Raw genomic sequence first — 24456 nt, 5'->3', positions numbered from 1 at the left:
ATGGAAACCCGGAAGAAAGGTTCCCGCAATAGACGTTGCGGGACCTTTTAATTTATGATAAAGGATAAACACTTGTAACCTTGAGCACATTTAAGGAGTTCTTTATTCGGAATAATTTGACCATTGCCACTGCTGAAAGTGTAACAGCGGGACAGTTGCAGCTCTCGTTCAGCATAATGGACGGGGCAGTACAGTTTTTTCAGGGAGGCATAACTGCATATAATATAGGGCAGAAGGTGAAACACCTGCAAGTGGAGCCAATACATGCAGGTGCCTGTAATTGTGTGTCTGAGCAGGTTGCACAGGAGATGGCTTTACATGTTTGCAGTTTATTTAACTCCTCTGTAGGTATTGCTATTACAGGTTACGCTGCCAGCGTGCCGGAGTTGAATATTCAAGAAATATTTGCCTACTACGCGATTGTCTGCCGGGGGCAGGTAGTGGTTTCGGAACGGATTACGCCGGCTATACAGCAGCCGGTTTCTGCGGTGGTGGCGTCGTATGCGGATATTGTGACAGGCGCTTGCCTGCCTGCTTTAAAAAGGCATTTGGCCAATACTGTTCAGGAATGAAATATGCTAGATAATAAGGTATGTGATTCATAAACTATACGGATATGCAAAAGTCAAATAAGAAGAAACCAGTACGTCCTGCGCAAAAACAAAAAAGGCAACCCGGTTTGGAAGAACATATGAAACCTGCGCCGGAGTTTGCGGCGAAAGTTTCTCCTTTTACGGGGAAGCTGCATAACAAGGTAGCATTGATTACCGGTGGAGATAGCGGTATAGGACGGGCTGTGGCGGTAGCTTTTGCAGCAGAAGGTGCGGATGTGGTCATCGCTTATCTTGATGAGGATGAAGATGCTACACTTACTGCACAATACGTACAGGAGAAGGGGCGTAAGGTATTACTCATACCAGGTGATGTATCCAATGAAAAACATTGCCAGAATATAGTGAGCAAAACTATGAAGGATTTCAGGCGTATTGATATCCTGGTGAATAATGCTGCGGTGCAATATCCACAGAAGGGGATAGAAGATATCAGCGCTGTACAGCTGCAAAAGACATTTGCCACCAATATATTCTCACAGTTCTATCTCACGAAGGCTGCGTTGCCGCATATGGGAAAGGGGAGTTGTATTATCAATACTACTTCTGTAACGGCCTATAGGGGAAGCAGTCATCTGTTAGATTATTCGGCCACTAAAGGAGCTATTGTTGCTTTCACCCGCTCACTGTCGGCCTCTTTGGTGGACAGAGGGATACGTGTGAATGGTGTGGCGCCCGGGCCTATCTGGACACCGCTGATACCTGCTACATTTACTCCCAAAGAAGTAGCACAATTTGGTTCTGATGTTCCGTTGAAAAGGGCGGGACAACCTGCAGAGGTAGCACCCTGTTATGTATTCCTGGCGAGCGATGATGCTTGCTATATCACCGGACAAATATTACATCCCAATGGAGGGGAGATTGTCAATGGATAATTTATCTGCCATCATTACGGACCCGGTTGCGGCTGCCCGGGCTATCAAATTGCGCTATGTTAAAGCGGGTACCACTGGTTATTCCCGTCAGCGCCATGGTAAAGAATTTCATTACCTGGATCAGCATGGTGAGCGTATACGGGATACGGAGACTTTACTACGTATAAGAGGTTTAGTATTACCGCCTGCCTGGGAGCAGGTATGGATATGTCCTTATGCGAACGGTCATCTGCAGGCAACAGGAATTGATGCGCTGGGCCGTAAGCAGTATCGTTATCATGCTACCTGGGCTAAGGTAAGGAATGAGACTAAATACGACCGGTTGCTACAGTTTGGGGAAAAACTACCGCAAATCCGTCGCCGTATACAGGTCTCGCTTCGTAAGAGGACATTGGATAAAGAGAAAGTATTGGCAATTGCGTTGAGTGTGATGCAGGAGACGCTTATTAGGGTAGGTAACAGTGCATATGAGAAGCTATATGGCTCTCATGGGTTGACCACTTTGCGTAATCAACACGTTAAAATCAACGGAAATACCGCTTTTTTCCAGTTTAAAGGTAAAAAGGGCGTTATGCACAAGATTGCCTTAAAACATGCCTCCTTAGCCCGCTTATTGCAAAAAATGAAGGATATACCCGGGCAGGAACTTTTCCAGTATTATGATGAGTCGGGAGAGCACAAGGGGCTGGACTCCGGCGATATTAATGAATACCTGAAGGAGTGTGCGGAAGAGGATTTTACCTGTAAAGATTTTCGCACGTGGTCCGGGACTGTTAACGCTCTTAATCTTATGGCGGATCTGATGCCATTCGAGTCGCAGGCGGAATGTAAGCGTAATATTGTTAGTATTATAGACGGTGTGGCGGGTAAGCTGGGTAATACTAGGGCGGTCTGTAAGAAGTACTATGTTCATCCACAGCTTTTGCTGGCCTACGAAAACTGCCAACTGGACACTTACCTTCAACAGATACGGGATAGCAGGAGCCGGCCCGCCAAGGGAGGGCTGCACAACGATGAAAAGGTATTGTTACAGTTCCTGAAGAAGCAACAGCAGCCTCGTCGCGCGCGCATAAAAAAACCGGTAAAGATGATAGCTTAGCTGCTTTTCATCTTTACCGGTTTTTGCGGTTTTTACGAAACGATCTTTCCGGTCAATCTAGCCAAATAGTAACTGGTCTTCCCTGTCTTCAACAGGAATCTTCTGGAGGAATTCGTCGAATCCGGATTCTTCATGTGTACTGTAAGTACCGTAGGCATCCAGCACGTATCCTTTTTCTCCCTCTTTATCTTCCAGTACATATAGTACAGAGGAATCTGAAGGATCGGATTCTCCTTCGAAGCGGTAGGTTTTGATGATCTTCAGGTCTTCCGGATTATATATCTTGCTACTCACTGATGACTGCATCCTACCGTGATCGCTCATTTTCAACTCATGGTCAAATCCCTTCTCGTGTAACCGTTCCAACACGCGTGTCAGTGTGGTCATTTCACCAGGTTTTTCCATAAAAAATAGTTTTTGGTATGATTAAGTAAAATTCAAAAGTTATGCCACGCAGCTGGCATTAAGTTTGGCATGCCAATGTTAACAAACGTATAGCAGGCGGCAGATACAGGCGATCTGCCCCCTTCAACTAAACCTATTATATATGTCTGCGCATCCGTTACCACATTCTTTTTTCTACAGGAATGGCCTTACTATCGTATTTATGTCCCTTTTATTGCTCTTTTGGGGAGGGCAGGCTTATACCGGTTGGAAGGAATATAATGAAGAACGAAAGGAGAAAGGTATATCGCCGATCGCCTTTGCGCCTTATCTGCGATCCAATCATTTTGTGGAGGCTACTTTTGAAAACTGGGAGAGTGAGTTCCTGCAGATGTTCCTCTATGTAATATTAACGGTAAAGTTGCGGCAGATCGGTTCAGCAGAGTCCAAAGACCTGTCCAAGCCTGAGCCGGTGGACCGGGAACCCCAGCCACATAAGGATGCTCCCTGGCCGGTAAAGCGGGGCGGATGGTGGCTCCGGCTATATCAACATTCCTTATCCCTGGCATTTCTGCTGCTGTTTATGGTATCATTTGTGTTACACTTCATAGGTAGCCGCGGGACATATAACGTGGAGCAGGCGGCTATGCATCAGCCTTTGGCGTCTGTGTGGTCTTATCTGTTTAACACTAAGTTCTGGTTTGAATCGTTTCAAAACTGGCAAAGCGAATTTCTATCAGTAGCTGCCATCGTCTTTTTGTCCATTTATCTCCGCCAGCGAGGTTCTCCCGAATCCAAACCGGTGGATGCTCCTTACATGGAAACAGGCAAATAGTTTTTCACCCTCCAAATACAACAAACTATGAGAGCAATATGGTCAGGATCAATAGGCTTCGGGTTGGTTAATATACCGGTGAAGCTGTATAGTGCCGTGCAAGAGAGCCGGCTTGATCTGGATATGCTGGACAAAAAAAACCATGCACGTATCAGGTATCAGCGTGTGAATGAGGATACCGGTAAGGAAGTGCCTTGGGACCAGATCGTAAAAGGTTTTTTGTACAACGACGAGTATGTGATACTGGAAGACCAGGATTTTGAAGACGCCAGCCCTAAGAAGAGTAAGGTAATAGAGATCGAGTCTTTTGTGGATGAACAGGAGATCGATAATATCTACTTCGAAAATCCCTATTTCATACAGGCGGAAAAGGGAGGTGGTAAAGCTTATGAGCTGCTGCTGAAGACATTGCAGAAAACAGGTAAGGTGGGGCTAAGCCGTTTTGTGCTCCGCTCCCAGGAGCACCTGGCAGTGGTAAGGCCCCGGGCGAACTACTTGATGTTGCAACAGCTGCGTTTTGAAGAAGAGGTGCGTTCTCCCGATGAGATCACGGTGCCGGGGGATGTACGCATTACCAAAAAGGAGCTGGACATGGCTGCAGAATTAGTGAAACAGTATAGTGCTCCTTTCGATATCAGTCAATACAAAGATGAATACAAGGCAGAGCTGATGAAGATCATCAAGGCTAAAGCCAGCGGTAAACGCCGGACGGTGAAAAAGTTGAAGATCGTACATACCAAAAGCGATGATCTGTTTAGTCAGTTGAAGGCCAGCCTTGGCACTGGTAGTAATAAAAAGCGTGCATCATGAGTTTAAGTACCTACCGTAAGAAGAGGGATTTTTCCAGTACTGCAGAACCGACAGGAGGAAAAAAGCGTAGTAAGCAACACCAATTCGTGATACAACGACATCACGCGACGGCGTTACATTATGATTTTCGCCTGGAAGTAGATGGGATATTGAAAAGCTGGGCGGTACCCAAAGGGCCTTCGCTGGACCCGCAGGATAAGCGGCTGGCAATGGAAGTGGAAGACCATCCTTACGATTATAAAGACTTTGAGGGTACTATCCCTGCTGGTAACTATGGTGCCGGCAATGTATACATATGGGATAAGGGCACATTTGAATTGCTGGAGCCCAAGACGGATAACTTTGATAAAGAGGCGCTGAAAGACATTAAAGCAGGAAGTCTGAAAGTTATTCTGAAAGGCAAAAAACTTAAAGGGGAATTTGCATTGGTCAAAATGAAGGGCCGTGGGGAACGGTCCTGGTTGTTGATCAAACATCGGGATAAGTATGCTGTGGACGGGTACGATAGTGAGGAGCATACACCGCAGCGTGTGAAGGACAAGGGTATTCAAGTGAAAGAGGCCGCGAAGGAAAGCAAAAAAAAAGTCCACGTGAAAAAGCCCGAAGCAACGGAGGTAAAAGCAGTAACACCAAAAAGGCAGTCCGGAAAACATAAACTCAAGGCCATCTACCGGCCTATGCTGACCACGTTGGTTGATGCACCCTTTGACCGGGACGGGTGGATCTTCGAAACCAAATGGGACGGTTATCGTGCGATTGCTGCTGTCAATAAGGGCAAGGTAGCGCTTTACTCCCGCAACCAGGTATCCTTTGACGAAGTTTATCCGCCAATCGTTGCTGCGCTTTCCAATATGCAGCATAATGTGGTATTGGATGGGGAGGTTGTCGTATTGGATAAACAGCAGCAATCGGACTTCCAGGCTTTACAGAATTACAAAACGACGGGCAAGGGCAACCTTTGCTATGTCGTGTTCGATCTGTTACACCTGGACGGTAATGAATTGCAAGCATTGCCACTATTACAACGGAAGGCTTTATTAGATGACTTGCTGGCACAGCTGAATGACAAACGTATATTATTTTCGGCGCACCTGGAGCATAAAGGGCTAGCGCTATTCAAAAAGGCGCAGCAGCGTGGATGGGAAGGAATCATCGCAAAAGATGGAGAGAGTATATATGAGGAGAACAGGCGTGGTAATGCCTGGCTGAAGATAAAGATCATTCAGCAGCAGGAAGCCGTGATATGTGGTTATACTGAGCCAAGGGGTAGCCGCAAACAGATCGGAGCGTTGATATTGGCTGTATACGAGAAGGATACGTTGCGGTATGTAGGTCACTGCGGCGGTGGTTTGAATACACAATTGATAGATGATCTGTACCGGCAGCTGCAACCACTACGCCGTAAAACTTCGCCATTACAGGAAAAGGTAAAGGTCAATATGCCGGTTACCTGGGTGGAGCCCAAACTGGTATGCGAGGTGAAGTTTTCCTCCTGGACGGCCGATGGTATATTACGTCAGCCGATATTTATGGGGTTGCGTGTAGACAAACCTGTTAAAGAAGTGCACCAGGAGACTGCTAAATCATTACACATGGGAAAAGCCAAAAAGACGGCGACGTCCGCCAAAGAAAAGACATCTGATACTGCCGAAAAGGAAAGGGCTCTTTCGCTCAACGGCCATCAGGTGGCACTTACGAATCAGCAGAAGATATACTGGCCTAAAGAAAAGATTACTAAAGGTCAAATGATAGATTACTACCTGGCTGTGGCGGATTACTTGTTGCCGCATATAAAGGACCGGCCATTAAGTCTGAATCGTTTTCCCAATGGTATTACCGGCGCCAGTTTCTACCAAAAGGATCTCGATCTTGCCACGGTGCCCGGCTGGATCAAAAGCATTCCTATACACTCCGATTCCAGCCATAAGGATGTAGATTATCTCTTGTGTAACAATGCAGCAACGCTTGCTTATATGGCTAACCTGGGGTGCATAGAGATCAACCCCTGGCTGTCGCGTACCCGTAGCCTGGATCAACCGGATTTTATTGTGCTGGACCTTGATCCGGAGGGTATTTCTTTCCGGCACGTGGTAGAGACGGCTTTATGTATCAAGGAGATACTTGATGGATTTGGTCTGCATCATCACTGTAAGACTTCTGGCTCGTCGGGGTTGCATATATACATTCCTACCGGTGCTAAATACAATTATGATAGCTGTCGCTTATTTGCTGAATATGTAGCAAAACAGACACAGCGCCAGCTGCCCGATATTACCAGTGTGATCCGTGCCAAGTCGCAGCGTAAGAAAAAGGTGTATATCGATTACCTGCAAAATAGCAGGGGCCAAACGGTAGCGGCGCCATACTCGGTACGTCCAAAACCAGGCGCTACAGTATCTGCTCCGTTGTTGTGGGAAGAGGTAAATAGTAGTCTACGTATCAGCGATTTCGATATCTGGAATATGCCGGACCGTATTAAAGAAAAGGGGGAGTTGTGGAAGGATATACGAAATGAAAAAAATGACCTGAGGAAGGTGATCCGGCAGATAGAAAAGGCACCTGAAGTGGAATAGTGTTTGTGTTACATCACATGAACGTTATTCCTAAATGAAAAACCTACGCTCATGGAAACAGGTCACGCACACACCAAACTGTCACCTATTTACGGTATAGGCATTGCAGCAGTATCCATTGTATTTATTATCATTTTTTATGCTACGCAGGTATATGGTAATTTATGGACGGGATATTTTGTGAACCTCATTGTGTTCCTAGGGGTATTGTTTTCCGTTATTCATTACAATAGTCAGCATCATGAGCGTACTTCTTCACAAGCGCTCTTTGCAGCAGGGTTCCGTACGACATTATTATCCGTAGTGATCATTTCGGTGTTTACTATTGTGGTACACTTGGTGACGCAGGAAGGTGCCCAACGTAATATGATCACTGCCGACGACAGGCCACAGGGGGTGGATATGCAGCATAACTTCTGGATATATATGTTGACCAACGTATTCTTCACCAGCCTGATATTGGGGGTACTGGCATCCATAATAAGTGCTTTGGTATTTAAGAGGAACCAGCAATCTACCAAGGGGGAGCGACCCGGCAACCAGGACCGGCCCTAAAATATAGCGAACTATATTACCTTTGCTCCTATGTCAAAAGGAGCTATACTTATCATCGACGACGAAGAACAGTTGCGCAAGTTACTGAGCAGGTTATTGGCGCTGGAGGGTTATGTCATGCATGAAGCGGGGAATGTGAAAGCAGCCCTGAAAGTGCTGGATAAAGAGGATATACAGGTGGTGCTGTCTGATGTTAAATTGCCGGATGGCAATGGGGTAGAACTGGCACAAACCATCAAGGCTAAATACCCGGATACGGAGACGATCGTGCTTACTGCCTTTGGTAACATTGCGGATGGTGTGCAGGCCATTAAGAATGGCGCTTTTGACTATATTACCAAGGGGGATGATAACAACCGTATCCTACCCCTGGTAAGTAAAGCAATGGATAAGGCGCAGTTGCAGTCGCGTGTAAGCAAGCTCGAAAAACAGATAGGGGGCAAATACGACTTCAGCAATATTATCGGCGAATCGTCTGAAATAAAGGCGGCTATCAACCTGGCTCAGAAGGCAGCTCCGGCGGATATCACTGTGCTGTTGCTGGGGGAGACGGGTAGTGGCAAGGAGGTATTTGCGCAGGCCATCCACCAGGGTAGCCTGCGGCGGCAGCAACCTTTTGTGGCTGTGAACTGCAGTGCTTTTGGTAAGGATATATTAGAAAGTGAGCTATTTGGCCACATTGCTGGTGCTTTTACGGGTGCGGTTAAAGATAAGAGGGGCTTCTTTGAAGAGGCGAAAGGGGGTACTATTTTCCTGGACGAGATAGGAGAGATGGCTGTAGAACTACAGGCCAAATTATTACGAGTGCTGGAGACCCAGGAGTTTTACAAAGTAGGGGAGTCTAAACCAACCAAAACCAATGTCCGCATTATAGCGGCTACCAACCGACATCTTGATTCCGAGATAGCGGCGGGTCATTTCCGTTCGGATCTTTACTACCGTTTGTCTGCTTTCCAGATACAGCTGCCTTCTCTGAACGAACGTCGCAAAGATATTCCGTTGCTGGCCACCTGGTTCGTGCAACACCTGTCGCCCAAGCTGAACCGTAAGGTGAATGAGTTGTCGCCAGGGTTCCTGCAGGCGCTGCAGCAGCATAGCTGGAAAGGCAATATCCGGGAGCTCAGGAATGTAATAGAGCGGGCTATGATACTGGCTGATACTGCTATCCTGGAAGAGTCGCTACTTCCGTTTGACTTCAAATGGAGCCAGGCGGACGAAAATTCTTCTTCTTTTAGTCTTGTGGATATGGAGAAGCAGCATATTGCCAAGGTGATGGCTTATGCAAAAGGTAATAAAACCAAAGCAGCCGAATTGTTGGGGATAGGGCTTACTACCCTTTATAACAAGATAAAAGAATATAATATTCACTGATCTTATTACATCAGCCATCCCAGCAGCAGGCATGCCAGTACGATAAAGGGGGAGGGGATACGGGTAAAGAAAAGTATCAAAACGGTTGCGATAATGAGGGTAAGGTTATACCAATTGAGGGGGATGGCAAGGAATAAGAGGATGGTAGCCGACCACATGATGCCTACTACGACGGCGTTGATCCCTTCCAGGGCGCGGTAGATGACCACATACTTTTTCAGGTTGTGCCAGATGGGGAAAAAGAATAATACCAATAACAGACTGGGCAGAAAGATGGCCACAGGTGCTAATATGCATCCAATGAACTGATATCCCATACCCTGACTGCGCATGACCATACCGCCAACATAGGCTGAAATGGAGAAGGTAGGACCAGGTAATGCCCGCATGATACCGGCCCCGGTGAGCAGCTCCTCTGCTGACATGAACTGGGTTTGTGCCCTTGATACATATTGTTCCAGCATCATGGCAATCAGCATATCGCCGCCGCCGAAGACGAGGCTGCCGAAACGATAGAAGTGTTCGAACAGGTTAAAAGGCCGCCTGGTGATCCAATTATTTGTACGAGCGATCTCCGAAAACACTCCTGCCAGAATAAACAGCAATGCAAACAACCAGATATTGGTCCATTGGATCTTTTTCGGCTTTTCGGCGATGTCGGGGATACGTTTATTACTGAAATTGGAGACGATACCGCCCAGTATGATTAGCACGGGGAATATCCAAGGTGATTTCAGGTAGAAGGCTGCTATCATGGATACCAGCATGATTACGCTGGTAGCGGTATTCTGTACGCTGATGCGGTAGGCTTTGCTACCGCCATATGCGAGGAAGCCTACTGCCATGGGCTGTACATATTTGAATATGTCGGTCTGCAGGGCGCGGCGGTCGAAATATTGTAGCAGGAAGCTGAGGGAACCCATTAGCAGGCAGGCGGGCGTGATCCATATCAACAGGGTGATAATGGCCAACGGTACGCCACCACGTTTATAGCCGATGAGTGTCAGGGTCTGGGAGGAGGAGGCGCCGGGTAATAGCTGGCAGAAGGCGTTGTATTCCATTAACTCCTGTTCGGTGACATCCTTTCTTTGTTGCACAAAAGTTTTCAGCATCATGGCCAGGTGCCCTTGCGGGCCGCCGTAAGCGGTGAGGCTATGTAACAGGACTGCTTTTAAAAAAGGGACATGACGTAAAAACACAGGCAGTTAATCTTTCCAACCCCCGAATTTCTTCTAAAAAAATGTAATTATCAAACGAATTGTTGATGAGCCGGTTACTTACTGCGGAAAGCAGGCATGGAACTTGCCGTATATTCCCGCAAAACAGCGCTCAGATCGATCGTGCCAGTAAACTGCCCCTAATGACAACCCATAATAGCCATGGCAAAATACTTATTTATTCTACTCCTGATCAGTTGGGCCGGCATAGCACAGGCACAGCTTATCATCGATAATAGCGATGCCCGTTGGGCTACGTTCCGTTGGCAACAGGATACTCCGCGTATTGCGCCGGGGGATACCTGCGTAGTATTGGTAAGTAACCGGCATATTTATCCGGACAGTCTGCGTTTTGCGGATGAATTTGTCGACACCTGTTCTCTGAAGTATTTTCTTCTGCAAAAACAGCCGGATGGCTGGAAAGTGTATCGTACTTCCGGTTTGGATGCTGCTATGTCTATGTTTCCGGAAAAAAGGGACGTTGTGTTGTATGCGGAAGGGATGGGGAAGATATTTACCAGTAATGTTTTCAGGGCGTTGCTGATGACCAGGCAGTACCAGGTGAATGTGGTGATGTTTGATTACGCGAGTATCAATACTACTTATAAGCCTTCCCGTAATTTCCGGTTTGCGCGTAGTAATGCCAGTCTTTCGGCCCGGCAATATTATACGTTGCTGGAGGAGTTTCAGCAGGCCCGGAAGGAGCAGCGTGAATGGCTGGCAGGAGTGCGGTTGTCTGCTTTTTATCACAGTATGGGCAACATCATCCTGATGGATATGATGAAAACGCTACCTTATGAGCGGCTCAATGCTTATCCTTTTATCAACAACCTGATCATTAATGCAGCTTGTGTGCCGGAGGGGAAACATGCGGGGTGGGTAGAACATATCCGGTTTGCGGACAAGGTATATATTCACTTCAACCGTACAGATATGCAACTGAAGGGAGCGCATTTGATCACTTTTACTCCTCAGCTTGGAGAGAAGGCCAAGGGGCCGTTGGCGCATAATGCGCGTTATATCAACTTCCATAGTCTTGTGGGTTGGAAGCATAGTTATTTTCTCAATTTCCCCCATAAAGAATTTCGTTTGCCCGATCCCGTAACCCGTTACTTTACGGACTTGTTTAAGGGGCTGCCTGCTTCGCTGGCACCGGTACCGGTGGGTCTATCACGGCCGGAATATTCTGCGCAAAAAAAATCCAAAGAGCAGCTTCTGGGCATCTGAGTGATCCAGGAGGCTGCTCTTTGGAAAGTATCTGTGCAGAAGTTGTAATTACTTCTTCAGTCCAATTTCTCTTAAACGTTCATCCAGATAGTCGCCTGCTGTGATAGGTTCGTAAGCGAGGGGGTGTTCTGCATCTACGCAGCTTTCCAGGCAATCCAGGCGCATGTTGGATTTAGGATGCAGGAAGAAAGGGATGGAATAACGGCTGGTATGCCACATTTCGCGTGGTGGGTTCACTACGCGGTGTGTGGTGGATTTCAGCCGGTTGTTGGTCAGACGTTGCAGCATATCACCAACATTCACTACGATCTGTTCCGGTAACGAGGTAACTGGGACCCAGTTGCCTTGTTTGTCCTGAATCTGCAGGCCATCGGCGGAGGCGCCAACGAGCAATGTGATCAGGTTGATATCTTCATGCTGTTCTGCACGGATGGCAGACTTCGGCTCTTCTTTGATGGGAGGATAATGGATGGCACGCAGGATAGAATTGCCATTGTGAACCTTATCATCGAAGTAATGCTCATCCAGGTTGAGATAGAGGGCAATGGCCTGTAGCAGGTATTTACCGGAGGTCTCAAATCCGCGATAAGCTTTGGCGAATGTAGGGGTGAATTCGGGTACTTCGGCAACACTTACATTTGGTGGGTATTCCTGTTGGATGGGATCGTCATCTTCTACTACCTGACCGAACTGGAAGAACTCTTTTAAATCGGGTGCATCAAATCCTTTGGCGTGTTCTTTACCGAAGGAGGTATATCCTCTTTGTCCGGCCAGTTCAGGGATTTCGTATTGATATTTGGTTTGAGAAGGCAGCTGAAAGAAACGTTGTACATAGCTATACAGGTCACCGATCAGCGCATCGGGGATACCGTGGTTTTTTACCGCTACGAAGCCGACTTCTTCATACGCTTTTCCTAACTGCTGCACAAAAGCGGCTTTGCGGGAGGCATCTCCGGAGGTGAAATCTGCCAGGTCCACAACAGGGATGGAATGAGTTATTGCCATAATAAAATCGTTTTGGGACACTGAAGGTAGGAAATTCCTGCTGTATCGCCGCCTGCGCGCGGTATTAAAGGCTTTTTATTTTCTCCTGTCTTAATGGTTGACTGCAACTGGTCTGTTGGTCAGATAGGTGTGTTCTTGCGCTGTCATGTCTGCAAGGGTATAACTTTCTACTTTATTGATCAGCATTTCATCCATAATATCTACTATGTTCTTATAGCTGGCGTGTTGATCTGCTTTGATCAATACCATCAGCTGGTTTTTTCCGGTGCGTTGTAATATTTCGGCCCGTTTGCGACGGATGATGTTGCCAATGCCATTGCGTTGACCATAGGAAGTGTACTGAACGGAAGGATTGTCTGGCAGGCCTTCATACCAGGCAATACGGTTATGATCGCCCAGGAGGAGGGTCATGGCATTGCTGGCTTTTAATGGGGACGGGTCGCCATCATTATGGGGCATGATAAGATCCATGGTTTTAGGTTGCATCAGGGTGGTGCTGAGCATGAAGAAAGTGATCAGGAGGAATCCCAGATCTACCATAGGTGTCATGTCTACACGAGGATTATTCTTTTTGCAACGGGTACCTTTCCGGTTGTTATTGTCGGTAGTGATTTCGGCCATAGTAACAGGTATAGATGAACGAATTAGTTGTTTTATGGAAGATGCGGATGTGATATGATTCCATAAAAAAAAGAGATGCGTATATCACGCATCTCTTTGGTATTGTTGGCTCCTTAGGAGGAGTTGTTTGCAGGTGGATTAGAACTCTGCGTTCTTGGGTGTTCTTGGGAAAGGGATGACATCGCGGATGTTGCCCATACCAGTTACGAACAATACCAATCTTTCGAAGCCAAGGCCGAAGCCGGCGTGTGGAGCGGTACCGAAGCGGCGGGTATCTAGGTACCAGCTCATTTCTTCTACGGGCAGGTGCATTTCTTCCATGCGGCGTACCAGTTTATCATAGTTTTCTTCCCGTTGGCTACCCCCTACGATCTCTCCGATACCGGGGAAGAGGATATCCATTGCTCGTACGGTTTTTCCATCTTCACTTTGCTTCATATAGAAGGCTTTGATATCCTTTGGATAGTCGGTCAGGATGACTGGTTTTTTGAAATGTTTTTCTACGAGGTAGCGTTCGTGTTCGCTTTGCAGGTCTGCGCCCCATTCCTCGATGAGGTACTGGAATTTTTTGCTTTTGTTAGGCTTGCTGTTTTTGAGTATATCGATGGCTTCGGTGTAGGTGATGCGCATGAATTCGTTGTTCAGTACGAATTCGAGTTTTTCGATCAGGCTCATTTCGCTGCGTTCCTGTTGCGGCTTTTGTTTTTCTTCTTCCTGCAGGCGTTGGGCGAGGAATTCCAGGTCTTCGCGGTTATTTTCCAGTACGTAGCCTATTACGTATTTGATGAAAGCTTCTGCGAGGTTCATATTGTCTTCTAGGTCATAGAAGGCCATTTCTGGTTCTATCATCCAGAATTCTGCGAGGTGGCGGGCTGTATTGGAGTTTTCGGCTCTGAAGGTAGGGCCGAAAGTGTAGATATCGCCGAAAGCCATCGCGCCTAATTCGCCTTCCAGCTGACCGGAAACGGTGAGGTGGGTGGCTCTGCCGAAGAAGTCTTCTGTATAGTTGATTTCGCCGGCTTCGTTGCGGATGGGATTGTTGATATCCATGCTGGTGACATGGAACATTTCGCCGGCGCCTTCTGCATCGGAGGCGGTGATGATAGGTGTATGCAGGTATACAAATCCTTTTTCGTTAAAGAACTTGTGTACGGCAAAAGCGAGACTATGTCTTACTCTGAAGATAGCACCGAAGGTATTGGTACGGAAGCGCAGATGAGCGATTTCGCGCAGATATTCGAGGCTAGGTTTATTTTTCAGCTGTAGCGGATATTGTTCGGGATCGCAATCGCCGAGTATTTCGAGTGTATTGGCTTTGAGTTCTACGCGTTGACCCTTACCGAGGGAGGGGATTATTTGCCCTTGTATGCTGATGGCAGCGCCGGTTGTGAGCCTTTTGACAATGGCAGGATCAATCTGCTCTTGGTTTATTACTACCTGTAAATTATTATTAGTAGAGCCATCATTCAGGGCTATAAATTGGTTATTACGGAAAGACCGTACCCAACCCTTTACTGTTGTTTCGTAATTGGTCCTGTCGTCGGACAGGATGTGTTTTACTTTCACTCTTTGGCTCATAATAGATAATTTTTAGGAATGCAAAAATAAGCGATCTCACTGAGAAGTTATAGGGTTTGCAAAGTGGGCTTTATGGCAGGATTGTGCCGGTGTGGGGCGTATATTACCCGCCAAAACGAGGCTGGAACTGCCAAATAAATGTTAAATAATGTTATGAGGGCACTAAAAACACTCCTGGCGTAGTTTTTGAAGGACTAGATAATATTGATCGGCTGTAGAGTACCATACAATAGCCATTTTGACTGTTCACAGGGATACAATACCTGCCTCAAAATCTGCCTAGAAGCCGCATTATGGGTGTTGAGTGTTATAACTTTTTTTTGGAGAATAATAAAACTTGTTTTAATCTTGCGTTATTATCTGCCTGATTAAGCTTAATTTTATCCATCTTCATCAGCAGTTCCTGAACTCAACAATCCCTATCAGGTTTAATAATCAAATTAAATTTATTGGACTAAACAATTATCAGTAATTGGTGTATGTTGGTACGTAGTGCTACCCGCCTTACAACACTTCTAAAATTAGACAACACAGATGATGTACGACATCTTACAATTGAACGACATGCTCGTTCCCGAGCTGCTTGACATTGCAGAGAAACTGGAAGTACCCAACGCTAAAAAACTCAGCAAACAAGACCTGATCTATAAAATACTCGACAGGCAAGCAGTGATGGCCTCAGAAGGTAACCCGGCCAATGGAGAAGAGAAAAAAACACGCAAAAGAAAACCTGTAAAGAAAGACGAAACTGTACAAGAAGAAGTAGCGCCAGCAGAAGAGAAACCCGCCGCTAAGAGAGGCCGCAAAGCCGGCAGCACGAAGACAAAAGAAACAGAAGAAACTACGCCCGCCACTCCCAAATCCAAAATAAAAGACTTCGACCTGGACCTGGATAGTATTCCGTCTCTTACATTTGATGATGATGAAGATATCATCCTGCCTGCATTTACAGAAGACCAGGTAGAAGAAGAAGAGGAAGAAGAGGTGCCAGCAGCTGTAGCAGCAGCTCCTGCACAGAAACGTAGTGTTATAGAAGAGGACGAAGATGAAGAGGAGGATGAGGATGATGAGGAGGATGATGAAGATGACTTTGTGATGCCTGATGAAACATTATTTACGCAAAAGCAACGTGCTGGCAAGAAAGAGCCTGCTTTTAATATTGAATTTGATGGCATTATTGTTAGTGAAGGGGTATTGGAAATGATGCCTGATGGCTATGGTTTCTTACGTTCTTCAGACTATAACTACCTGAGTTCTCCAGATGATATTTATGTATCACCGTCCCAGATAAAATTATTCGGTCTTAAAACAGGTGATACTGTTAAGGGCTCTGTAAGACCACCGAAAGAAGGTGAGAAATATTTCGCTTTACTGAAAGTGGAGACAATCAATAACAAACAACCGGAAGAGGTACGTGATCGTGTTCCTTTTGATTATCTCACTCCGCTTTTTCCTTTTGAAAGGTTGAGACTGACTACTACTCCTACTAATTACTCTACGCGTATCATGGATATGTTTACGCCTATCGGTAAAGGACAGCGTGGTCTGATCGTAGCACAGCCTAAAGTAGGTAAGACGATGTTACTGAAAGAGGTAGCGAATGCAATTGCTGCTAACCATCCTGAAGTATACCTGATGGTTGTACTGATCGATGAGCGTCCGGAGGAGGTAACAGATATGGAGCGTAGTGTGAAGGCGGAAGTGATTGCTTCTACCTTTGACGAGCCGGCTGAGAAGCACGTGAAAGTATCTGCTATTGCGCTGCAAAAAGCGAAAAGACTGGTTGAATGTGGTCATGATGTAGTGATCCTGCTGGACTCTATCACCCGTCTGGCGCGTGCGCACAATACGGTAGCTCCTGCTTCCGGTAAGGTACTGAGTGGTGGTGTGGAAGCTAACGCTATGCAGAAGCCTAAACAATTCTTCGGTGCTGCCCGTAAGATAGAAAATGGTGGTTCATTGACCATCCTGGCGACCGCGCTAATCGATACTGGTTCTAAAATGGACGAGGTGATCTTCGAAGAATTTAAAGGTACCGGTAACATGGAGTTGCTGCTGGATCGTAAGCTGGCGAACAGACGTATCTTCCCTGCTATTGATGTAACAGCTTCGTCTACACGCCGTGATGAATTGATGCTGGAAAAGGATATGCTCAAACGTATCTACATCCTGCGCAAACACCTGGCGGATATGAATACAGAAGAGACTATGAACTTTATGCTGCAGCATATGCGTGGTACTAAGAACAACGAGGAATTCCTCAGTTCTATGAACGGATAATATGTTAATTATCTTTTTGTATAAAACGAAAGGCCGGCGATTATGCCGGCCTTTTTTATGGTGTCCTACTTTTTTTATTAGCTCCTGGTTACATTTAATATCCTTTCTTTTGTTGTCCTGGTGCAAATGGTTTTGCACTTTGGGTGCCATAGATTTTTTTAGCCTGGCCCGGCGGTAGTCGATGAGGATTACCACCGTTATCCCTGGTGGTTACGCAACTACCGAATAACAGGATACCTGATAGTAATAGCGTAGCGGTTGTGTATGTCATCTTTTTCATAACTATTGCTGGTTATTGCTATCCTATTATATACCAAAATGCTGCCAATATTTATAACAAAAAAAGGGCAAGCCTTACGGCCAGCCCTTTCATTCATCTCTGTTTACCTTAAAGAGGTTATGCTATAATAGGCCTATTACTTTCTTCAATTAGAAGATAAAGTTTACGCCAACCTGGAAAGATTTAGTGAAAGCGAAGTCAAATTCACCCACTTTGGTTTTAACATCAGAACCATCGGTTTTGAAAGTGTCATAAGTGTAACCGAGGCCACCGAATTTACCTTCCAGTGCGAAACGTTTGGTGATGAAGTAAGCAATACCAGGAGCTACTTCGATACCAAAGCCATTACCTTTTACATCTTTACCGAGGCTGTTAGGCTCTTTGCTGTAGCGGTAAGAAGCAGTTGCTTCACCAAAGAAAGCGAAGTTAGAGCTACCGATAGTATGGTAGTTACGAACGAATACACCTGGAGCGAACAGGGTGCTTTTCACTTTAGCTTCAGCGTTAGCAGTTTTTACTTTGGTATTGGAGAGTTCTGTATTTGCTACGATACCGATCATCCATTGGCTATTGAGGGCAACGCCTACTCTTGGGCTGATAGTGAAGCCAGTAACAGTAGTTTTGTTGCTGGTTCCATCTACTTTAGTGGATTTGCTGTTGGCACCTAAAGTACCACCTACTAATACATCACCTGCTTTGAACTGAGCGTTAGCGAACTTAGCACCAAAAAGTGCGAGCGCGGTCATTACAATCAACTTTTTCATCTTGCGTAAATTTAATATTCATTAAAACTGTTGTCCAAATCTTGGTTTTTCTACATTATCCGATCTGGAAATTGGTTGATGGGGGGAGGGACCGCGTAAGAGAGGAGATATGGTGTGACGTTCTAAAGTTTTTTTCTTTTCGTGCTAATACTCGTCTATTACTCTTAGTTCCTGCCTTTTGTTTCTTTAATAGTCCAGGCTTTCGACTGTTTGACTATTTCATTTCGATAGTCAAATGTACAGCTTTTGCTATATCAGCAAAATTTTTTTGTTACGATTTCGCCCCTTATATTTCGCCCGCACGGTTATAATTGTCATGTTGGGTTGTTGTCGTAACGAATATGCTGGCAAGGGGGGCGCAAATTACAGAAAAGTAGTTGCAAAACAATAATTCTTCAATCAACAGCTCTTGTTGAGGATAATAAGATTCAGATTGACAATAAACCGGTGTGTATACTATCGTTGTTGCATCAAATCCTTTTTCCTTCTTTCTGTTATTTCCAGTTTAGCGCCACCGGTGAGGGTAAGCTGATTGCTATCCTGGTGTACGCGTTGTATTTGGTGTATCTGGACCATCTGCATGTTATTGATCTGATAGAACCGCAGGGGAGTGAGGAGGTCAGCGTAGTATCTGAAGGATCTTTCGGAGAGGAGTTGGGTACCATTTTTCAGGTGGAATAGGCTATGATCTTGTTGGGCTTCGAGGTAGGTGATATCTGCCAGGGGGATGACCTGGTCTTTGTCGTTGGCGGCGGGCAGTAACATTTGCCAGGAAGCGGGTTGGCTATACCGGAAATTTTCGAGCAGGACGGCATAGCGTTGTTTGCTGGCTCCGGATTGGATACGATGGCTGGTGATAGCGACTGCTTGCAGGAGGCTTTCTTTGTCGATAGGTTTCAGCATGATTTCTACTTCGGAGAAGCGGATGGTATGGAGGAATTTCTTTTCGAAGGCGGTGACGAAGACGGCTTCAAAGGGGTGGCCTTCGGCGCCGGTGAGTACGTCGAATCCGGTGCCGTCGGGCATTTCCAGATCCAGGAATACCAGTTCTGGTTTATGTTGCTGTATTTGTGCTATACCATCCGCACAATCGCTGGCCATTGCTGCGATGGTGATATCGGGACAATATTTGCCCAACATGAGTGCAATGATATCCCGGCTATTTCTTTCGTCGTCAATAATTACCGCCTTTATCATAAAAACAACTGTAATGGGGTAGTTGGTGTTGGCTATAGTTGTGGAATGAAAATCTTCACAATAGTACCGCTTTCTGCAAAATTATGTGCTGATTTGTCGATTATTTCTATGTAAATGCCGGTATTATACATTTTGTTCAACAGTTCGGCGCGGTTAAAGCTGATTTCCATACCGGAGGATTGGTGGTGTTTGGGGAGGGTGCGTAGTTCTTTGGATCTGGCGATGCCGATACCATTATCTTCGATGATACATTCGAGGATATCGGCGCCGGTGAGGTTAAAGCGGATGGACAGTTTGCCGATCGGCTCGCCGGGGTTGATCATACCATGTTTGACGGCGTTTTCGACATAGGGTTGGAGGAGCATGGCAGGTACTTCGGTTTCGGCGGTAGCGATGTGCGCATCGACGATGATCTCGTATTCCATTTTGTTTTCGAAGCGCATTTTCTCCAGTCCGAGGTAGGTGTTGAGGTACATGATCTCGTCTGCCAGGGAGATGAAATTGCGGCGGGAGAAGTCGAGTGTTTTACGGATGAGATAGGAGAAGTCTGACAGGTATTTTTGTGCGTATTCGTAGTCTTTTTGCATGACGAACAGCTGAATGGAGTTGAGGCAATTGAAGATAAAATGGGGGTTGATCTGTGCGCGGATTGCTTTTAGTTCTATTTCTGTGAGTTTCTTATCATACTCAATGTCCATTTGGAGTTTGCGTTGTTCTTCGAGTTCCTGTTTTTTTCGCAGTATTTCGGTGGTTTGTTCTTTTACGAGTTCTTCCAGTTGTTCGTTGAGTTTGCGTTGTAGTTCTTTGTTTTTGTTTAGTTGTTTGATGAGGAGTTCCTGTGTTTTGGTGCGTTCGTTGTGTACCAGTTTATTTCGATAGCTGAGGCCTGCCAGGAAAAACATGGCTTGGAGCAGTATACCGATGATCAGCAGGTAGGAGGGTTCGGATAGTTGTCCGAGGGCGCTTTGCCATCCTTCTGCTCTGACCTGCAGGAGGAAGGAGGTGAGGCTGGTGATATAGAAGGTGAGTGTACCTAGTAAGAAGAACCGTACTAATGGGTGGTGTCTGGAGCGTCGGGCCAGTGCGATGAATATGATGAACATGGGTATCAGCGTACAGAGGTATACGTAGGTGTAGATGATACCTGGGATATGGTATAGCTGGTATGCTGCGCATAGTAGTCCGATGAGGATGATGGCAGCGGCGATGAGGGCGACGATGGCGAATATTCTTTGCATGAAGGGATATCGCTGCCGCATGTTGAGGAAGAAGTTGCCGAATACCACTGGCATGAAGTAGAAGCAGAAGATGAGTGCTGGTGTATTCCAGTAATATTTGAGCATGGGCCATTGGTAGAAGATGGAGAGTTGGAATGGTTTGATCTCCAGGCGTAATGCGAAGAATAGGATGAGGCCCAATATATATGCTGCGAAGAAGAGGTAGGATCTGTCTGGCAGTTGGATGTAGTTGATGATGGCGATACTGAGGAATACGAAGAGCATACCGAGGAGCAGGAATATGACCATGGCTTCTTTGCGGTAAGCATGTAATTGGTGATCGCGAAATGCGTGGTATTGGCGGTTATTGAGCAGTACGGGCATTAAATCGCTTTCGTTGTAGGTTTTGCTGATGACATGCAGGTAGAAGGTGCGGGTGTTTTGAGCGGGTACGGCGACGCGGAGGCCATAATGTTCCCATCGTTCTACGCCATTTTTGTCGAGCATGAGGCCTGTTTGGGAGAGGCGGGTGTACTGCTGGGGGGTATCCTGCCGGTACCAGTAGATATAGTCGTGATAGCCGGTGAATAAGGTGATGGCGGAGTCGGTGGGGCCGGTGTTCCTGATATGGAACCGGAACCATACTTCGTGTGGGCGGCCGAGGTTACGGACGCCTTTATGGAAGAGGGTTGTATCTTTTTTGAAGGGCAATACGGCGACTTGCGCAACGGAGAGTGCGCGGCTATTGCCTTCCAGGGAGTACAGGTACGGGCGCAAGTCGGTGCTTGCGGGTGATGCGCTAAGATTGAGCTGAAGAGTGTCTTCGCTTTGTATCTGTGCGGTCCCGGTTGTACTTAGTATGCATAACAACAAGAATAGACAGAAGCGCTTCACAAGATGATCGTGCACTTGGTATTATAAAATGCCATCTATGGCTTTAGCTAATTGGCGGTCTTTGTCGGTAACGATGTTGCCTGCATCGTGGGTATTTAGAAATATTTCGACTTTGTTGTAGACATTGGTCCAGTAGGGATGGTGATCCATTTTTTCGGCCAGTAGTGCTACTTTGGTCATGAACGCGAAAGCGGATACAAAGTCTTTGAATTCGAACGCCCGATAGAGTTGATTATCTTTTTCTTGCCACATAAGTGCCTGTTTTTTGGCGCATCAGTTTGCCTGATGCAAATGATACATTGCGATAGAACAACGAGGTGTTTGTCAACAAAGAAAATGCCTGTCTAGTTAATCTTTTTTAGCGGCAGGGTTAGTTGCCGTGCTTATTGCTATCCTATCACCCGTTACAACAAAATGCAGTGTGAATAGTTGCAGTCCTTCGAAATAGTAAGAAGGAGTAATCGTGACGCTTGTTGGCCTTGGTATAGTGTGCTTAGTTTGAAGCCGATAGCGATGGGTTGTCCAAATTTCCACCGTATTGGGATCATTAAATATAAACTAAAATATGAGATTCATTTTGTTTTTGATATCCCGAATATCCAATAAAGAAACCAATTGAACAAGGGGTACGCGGCGCATATCTTCTATTAATTTTTTGACATCATCCTGTTGGTAATAGTCTCCTTTGATGAGCCAGAGGTAGTCAATATTCTTGAGTTCAGGCAGGAGGAATTCTGCTTTACAATGGTTGTTATAGAGGTAGTGTGCGCCGGACTTGGTGGGTTCCGGGAATTCGAACACAGTGAAATAGAAAGAGCGATGGCCTTTGGAGAGGTTGATCTCCAAGGAGTTATTTACCCGGAATGCGCAGTGCATTTGTTGATTGATCTGCCAGCATAGTTGGTAGTCGCGGGCGGAGGAGACGATACCAACGAGGTGTGTGGATTCAAAAAAGTCTTCGATCAATTGGTCCTGATCGAGTCTTAATTTAAGTATGGACATATATCAAATATCGGGATTACCGTCGATAAATGAGTCGTTGGTTACTTTGTTTTTTTCGTGTTATTCTTTGTGTTGGTTTTGCGGGTGGACGCTTTGGTAACGGGCTTTGCCACTGTTTTTTGGGCAGCTTTTGAAGCGGCTTTGGGTTTTATGGCACTGGGGCCGGGGTCGGGTTCGCCTGGTGTCCATAGGAGTTCTTTGAACTGTTGGACTTTATCATTTTTAACGACCACGCCTTCTTTGGCCAGCAGCTCTTCCATGAGTGTGGGGGTGGGGAAGTGATGTTTGCCGGTGAGCATACCGTTGCGGTTCACGACGCGATGGGCTGGTACGGGCGGGTGTACTTTACCGGCGGCGTGCATGGCCCATCCGACCATTCTAGCGGACAGGCGGATGCCGGCGGCTTCGGCTATGGTACCGTAGGTGGTGACGCGACCTTTAGGAACGAGGCGGGCCAGTTCGAATACTTTTTCGAAGAATGAGGGATTTTTCTCATTGGTGGTTGCCTGTTTCTTTTCTTTTGGCCAGGAGGGCACTTCTTTTTGGTTCGGGTACTTTTTCATAATCGAATGGACAATGTTTGCAACCGTTTCCGCAGCAGTAGCCTCTGTCGCGATGGTATTTTTCGGTGAATACCATGTATCCGGCTTCGTTATAGTAGAAATCAATCTTCTCCACCAGTGGCGACTGCTTCATCGGATGGCAGTTTGATGCTGCGCCAGTCGAGTGGGGCAGCGGGTAATGCGAATTTCAGATAACGGATGGTGCGGCCATCGGCCAGGTGCATGCCTTCGTAGAAGGTTTGTATTTGTAACAGCGGTGGTACAACGGGGAGTGCGTATACATCGCCGATATCTTCTATGATTTGGCAGTTGCTAGCGGTAATCGCCTCCCGGGTGAACTGGTAGAGTTCCGGTGAGTCGGTCTTCAGATTGATGGTACCTCCCGGGGCCAGCAGGGGCTGGAAGAGTTGGAGGAACTTTGGATGTGTCAATCTTTTTTTGGATTTTGACTGACGGAGGAATGGATCGGGGAAGGTGATCCATATTTCGGCGATTTCGCCCGGGTTGAAATAATTATTGAGTTTATCTATCTGGGTACGGAGGAAGGCGGCATTGGGGAGTGGTTCTTCCAATGCTGTTTTGGCACCTTTCCAGATGCGGTTTCCTTTGAGGTCGACTCCCAGGAAGTTACGATCTGGGAAGCGGCGGGCGAGGCCGAGCGTATAATCTCCTTTGCCACAGGCTAGTTCCAGCGTAAGCGGGTTATTATTTTTAAAGAAGGCATTCCATTGCCCTTGCATTCCTTCCGGGTAGATTAGTACGTTTGGAAAGGTTTCTATTTCGGCGAATCGTTGCAGTTTTTTCTGTCCCATCGTCGGCAAAAGTAAATGGATTTTTTGTGAAGTGGGTGGGGTAAGTGTAGCGTGAGTGAGGGGGCGGGGTTTTATGTGGGGAGGAAGGAGGAGGGAAAGGGAAGGGGAATGAGAGGAGAAGGAGAGGATAATAGGGGGCGTTGGGGATGTGATCATTGGGTTAGGGAGATGATAGCATGATAAGTTAGCAGGTAGGGCAGGAGGTGGATAGGGATACGGGTAGGTGTTGGGTATAGGAATGATATACCAATGATATACGAATGATACAGGAGAGGTGGACTTGAGCTGGAAATCGGCTAGGGGATTGGGTTTGCTGGGATGGCCGGCAGTGGGGTTGTCTTAATTAGTTGGTTTACAGCTAATTAGAAGGTATTTAAATGATAAAAGCCTGCAAACCAATACTTTGCAGGCTTTTACACCACTAGCTGTAGGGGGAGGAGTCGAACCTCCACGGAGCAGTTAGCCAAAGCACAAATAAGATTAGTGGTCAACCCATTATGCCAAGGTTTATCCCGGATTCTCCACCCTCGAGACAAGAGGGCATGTCTGCCAGTTTCATCACCCCACAATGTTTAATAATCATCTTCTTTGCAGAATGGGGCTCACTTTCTGAGCGTCCTATGTTGTAATGATTATTATGCAAATCTAAAGACGCGCGCCATTCCTTGCAAATTTTTTAAGAAAAA

At 46.4% G+C, this 24456-nt stretch carries 24 protein-coding genes; 10 read left to right on the top strand and 14 right to left on the bottom strand.

Going from position 1 to position 24456, the window contains the following annotated elements:
• Positions 1 to 80 precede the first annotated feature (80 nt).
• From KTO58_RS22630 to KTO58_RS22620, 3 genes are read left to right on the top strand one after another with little or no spacing between them, the layout of a single operon-like run.
• Positions 81 to 572, top strand: coding sequence for a CinA family protein (locus KTO58_RS22630; RefSeq protein WP_095837215.1), 492 nt, complete (start codon positions 81 to 83; stop codon positions 570 to 572).
• Positions 573 to 616: 44 nt separating this feature from the next.
• Positions 617 to 1486 carry an SDR family oxidoreductase gene (locus KTO58_RS22625; RefSeq protein ID WP_095837216.1) on the top strand — a complete coding sequence of 290 codons (870 nt, stop codon included), beginning with the start codon at positions 617 to 619 and terminating at the stop codon, positions 1484 to 1486.
• On the top strand, positions 1479 to 2585 hold the full coding sequence (locus tag KTO58_RS22620; protein WP_095837217.1) for a DNA topoisomerase IB: 1107 nt from the start codon (positions 1479 to 1481) through the stop codon (positions 2583 to 2585). The genes KTO58_RS22625 and KTO58_RS22620 overlap by 8 nt, the downstream gene beginning before the upstream one ends.
• A gap of 57 nt (positions 2586 to 2642) precedes the next feature.
• Here the strand turns inward: KTO58_RS22620 and KTO58_RS22615 are convergent, their stop codons facing one another.
• The gene (locus KTO58_RS22615) at positions 2643 to 2990 is read right to left on the bottom strand and encodes a hypothetical protein (RefSeq protein WP_095837218.1); all 348 of its coding nucleotides are present in this window, start codon (positions 2988 to 2990) and stop codon (positions 2643 to 2645) included.
• Between the two features lie 142 nt (positions 2991 to 3132).
• On the opposite strand from KTO58_RS22615, the gene KTO58_RS22610 reads away from it, so the two are divergent.
• The 5 genes from KTO58_RS22610 to KTO58_RS22590 are packed head-to-tail and all read left to right on the top strand — an operon-like array spanning position 3133 to position 9113.
• Positions 3133 to 3804 (top strand): DUF6766 family protein, encoded by a 672-nt coding sequence (locus KTO58_RS22610; protein ID WP_095837219.1) that lies wholly within the window; start codon positions 3133 to 3135, stop codon positions 3802 to 3804.
• A 27-nt stretch (positions 3805 to 3831) separates the two neighbouring features.
• Entirely contained in the window at positions 3832 to 4614 is a 783-nt protein-coding gene (gene ku, locus KTO58_RS22605) for a non-homologous end joining protein Ku (protein ID WP_095837220.1), read from the top strand.
• On the top strand, positions 4611 to 7187 hold the full coding sequence (gene ligD / locus KTO58_RS22600) for a DNA ligase D (protein ID WP_095837221.1): 2577 nt from the start codon (positions 4611 to 4613) through the stop codon (positions 7185 to 7187). The genes ku and ligD overlap by 4 nt, the downstream gene beginning before the upstream one ends.
• 51 nt (positions 7188 to 7238) lie before the next feature.
• A complete protein-coding gene (locus tag KTO58_RS22595; protein WP_095837222.1) occupies positions 7239 to 7742 on the top strand; it encodes a DUF4199 family protein in 504 nt (167 codons plus the stop codon).
• Positions 7743 to 7772: 30 nt separating this feature from the next.
• Positions 7773 to 9113 carry a sigma-54-dependent transcriptional regulator gene (locus KTO58_RS22590; protein ID WP_095837223.1) on the top strand — a complete coding sequence of 447 codons (1341 nt, stop codon included), beginning with the start codon at positions 7773 to 7775 and terminating at the stop codon, positions 9111 to 9113.
• Positions 9114 to 9118: 5 nt separating this feature from the next.
• On the opposite strand, the gene chrA is transcribed toward KTO58_RS22590, so the two are convergent.
• Complete coding sequence (chrA, locus tag KTO58_RS22585; protein ID WP_095837224.1) at positions 9119 to 10312, bottom strand: chromate efflux transporter; 1194 nt, start codon at positions 10310 to 10312, stop codon at positions 9119 to 9121.
• A 180-nt stretch (positions 10313 to 10492) separates the two neighbouring features.
• Here chrA and KTO58_RS22580 point away from each other — a divergent pair, with 180 nt between their 5' ends.
• Entirely contained in the window at positions 10493 to 11557 is a 1065-nt protein-coding gene (locus tag KTO58_RS22580; protein ID WP_095837225.1) for an alpha/beta hydrolase, read from the top strand.
• Positions 11558 to 11605: 48 nt separating this feature from the next.
• Here KTO58_RS22580 and KTO58_RS22575 read toward each other — a convergent pair whose 3' ends face one another.
• From KTO58_RS22575 to asnS, 3 genes are all read right to left on the bottom strand, one after another.
• Entirely contained in the window at positions 11606 to 12562 is a 957-nt protein-coding gene (locus KTO58_RS22575; RefSeq protein WP_095837226.1) for an isopenicillin N synthase family dioxygenase, read from the bottom strand.
• Between the two features lie 90 nt (positions 12563 to 12652).
• Entirely contained in the window at positions 12653 to 13183 is a 531-nt protein-coding gene (locus KTO58_RS22570; protein ID WP_095837227.1) for an ExbD/TolR family protein, read from the bottom strand.
• A gap of 138 nt (positions 13184 to 13321) precedes the next feature.
• Positions 13322 to 14761 carry an asparagine--tRNA ligase gene (gene asnS / locus KTO58_RS22565; RefSeq protein WP_198315150.1) on the bottom strand — a complete coding sequence of 480 codons (1440 nt, stop codon included), beginning with the start codon at positions 14759 to 14761 and terminating at the stop codon, positions 13322 to 13324.
• A gap of 537 nt (positions 14762 to 15298) precedes the next feature.
• Here asnS and rho point away from each other — a divergent pair.
• Entirely contained in the window at positions 15299 to 17041 is a 1743-nt protein-coding gene (gene rho, locus KTO58_RS22560; RefSeq protein ID WP_095837229.1) for a transcription termination factor Rho, read from the top strand.
• Positions 17042 to 17135: 94 nt separating this feature from the next.
• Here the strand turns inward: rho and KTO58_RS22555 are convergent, their stop codons facing one another.
• From KTO58_RS22555 to trmB, 9 genes are all read right to left on the bottom strand, one after another.
• Positions 17136 to 17321: a quinol oxidase subunit 4 gene (locus KTO58_RS22555; RefSeq protein ID WP_095837230.1), complete on the bottom strand. Its 186-nt coding sequence runs from the start codon at positions 17319 to 17321 to the stop codon at positions 17136 to 17138.
• Between the two features lie 149 nt (positions 17322 to 17470).
• Entirely contained in the window at positions 17471 to 18085 is a 615-nt protein-coding gene (locus tag KTO58_RS22550; RefSeq protein WP_095837231.1) for a putative outer membrane beta-barrel protein, read from the bottom strand.
• Between the two features lie 456 nt (positions 18086 to 18541).
• The gene (locus tag KTO58_RS22545) at positions 18542 to 19282 is read right to left on the bottom strand and encodes a LytR/AlgR family response regulator transcription factor (RefSeq protein ID WP_095837232.1); all 741 of its coding nucleotides are present in this window, start codon (positions 19280 to 19282) and stop codon (positions 18542 to 18544) included.
• Positions 19283 to 19314: 32 nt separating this feature from the next.
• A complete protein-coding gene (locus KTO58_RS22540) occupies positions 19315 to 21276 on the bottom strand; it encodes a histidine kinase (RefSeq protein ID WP_198315151.1) in 1962 nt (653 codons plus the stop codon).
• A 138-nt stretch (positions 21277 to 21414) separates the two neighbouring features.
• The gene (locus KTO58_RS22535) at positions 21415 to 21645 is read right to left on the bottom strand and encodes a 4a-hydroxytetrahydrobiopterin dehydratase (protein ID WP_095837234.1); all 231 of its coding nucleotides are present in this window, start codon (positions 21643 to 21645) and stop codon (positions 21415 to 21417) included.
• A 306-nt stretch (positions 21646 to 21951) separates the two neighbouring features.
• Positions 21952 to 22395, bottom strand: coding sequence for an IPExxxVDY family protein (locus tag KTO58_RS22530; RefSeq protein ID WP_095837235.1), 444 nt, complete (start codon positions 22393 to 22395; stop codon positions 21952 to 21954).
• Positions 22396 to 22436: 41 nt separating this feature from the next.
• Positions 22437 to 22958: an MGMT family protein gene (locus KTO58_RS22525; protein ID WP_095837236.1), complete on the bottom strand. Its 522-nt coding sequence runs from the start codon at positions 22956 to 22958 to the stop codon at positions 22437 to 22439.
• Positions 22888 to 23091 (bottom strand): C1orf53 family protein, encoded by a 204-nt coding sequence (locus KTO58_RS22520; protein ID WP_095837237.1) that lies wholly within the window; start codon positions 23089 to 23091, stop codon positions 22888 to 22890. Before KTO58_RS22520 ends, KTO58_RS22525 begins: the two co-directional genes overlap by 71 nt.
• On the bottom strand, positions 23060 to 23770 hold the full coding sequence (trmB, locus tag KTO58_RS22515) for a tRNA (guanosine(46)-N7)-methyltransferase TrmB (RefSeq protein ID WP_095837238.1): 711 nt from the start codon (positions 23768 to 23770) through the stop codon (positions 23060 to 23062). Before trmB ends, KTO58_RS22520 begins: the two co-directional genes overlap by 32 nt.
• Positions 23771 to 24456: the final 686 nt, after the last annotated feature.

The organism is Chitinophaga pendula, from assembly GCF_020386615.1.
Classification (GTDB): Bacteria; Bacteroidota; Bacteroidia; order Chitinophagales; family Chitinophagaceae; genus Chitinophaga; species Chitinophaga pendula.
Note: the sequence above shows the minus strand (reverse complement) of the source record. Positions and strands in the feature narration are given on the sequence as shown.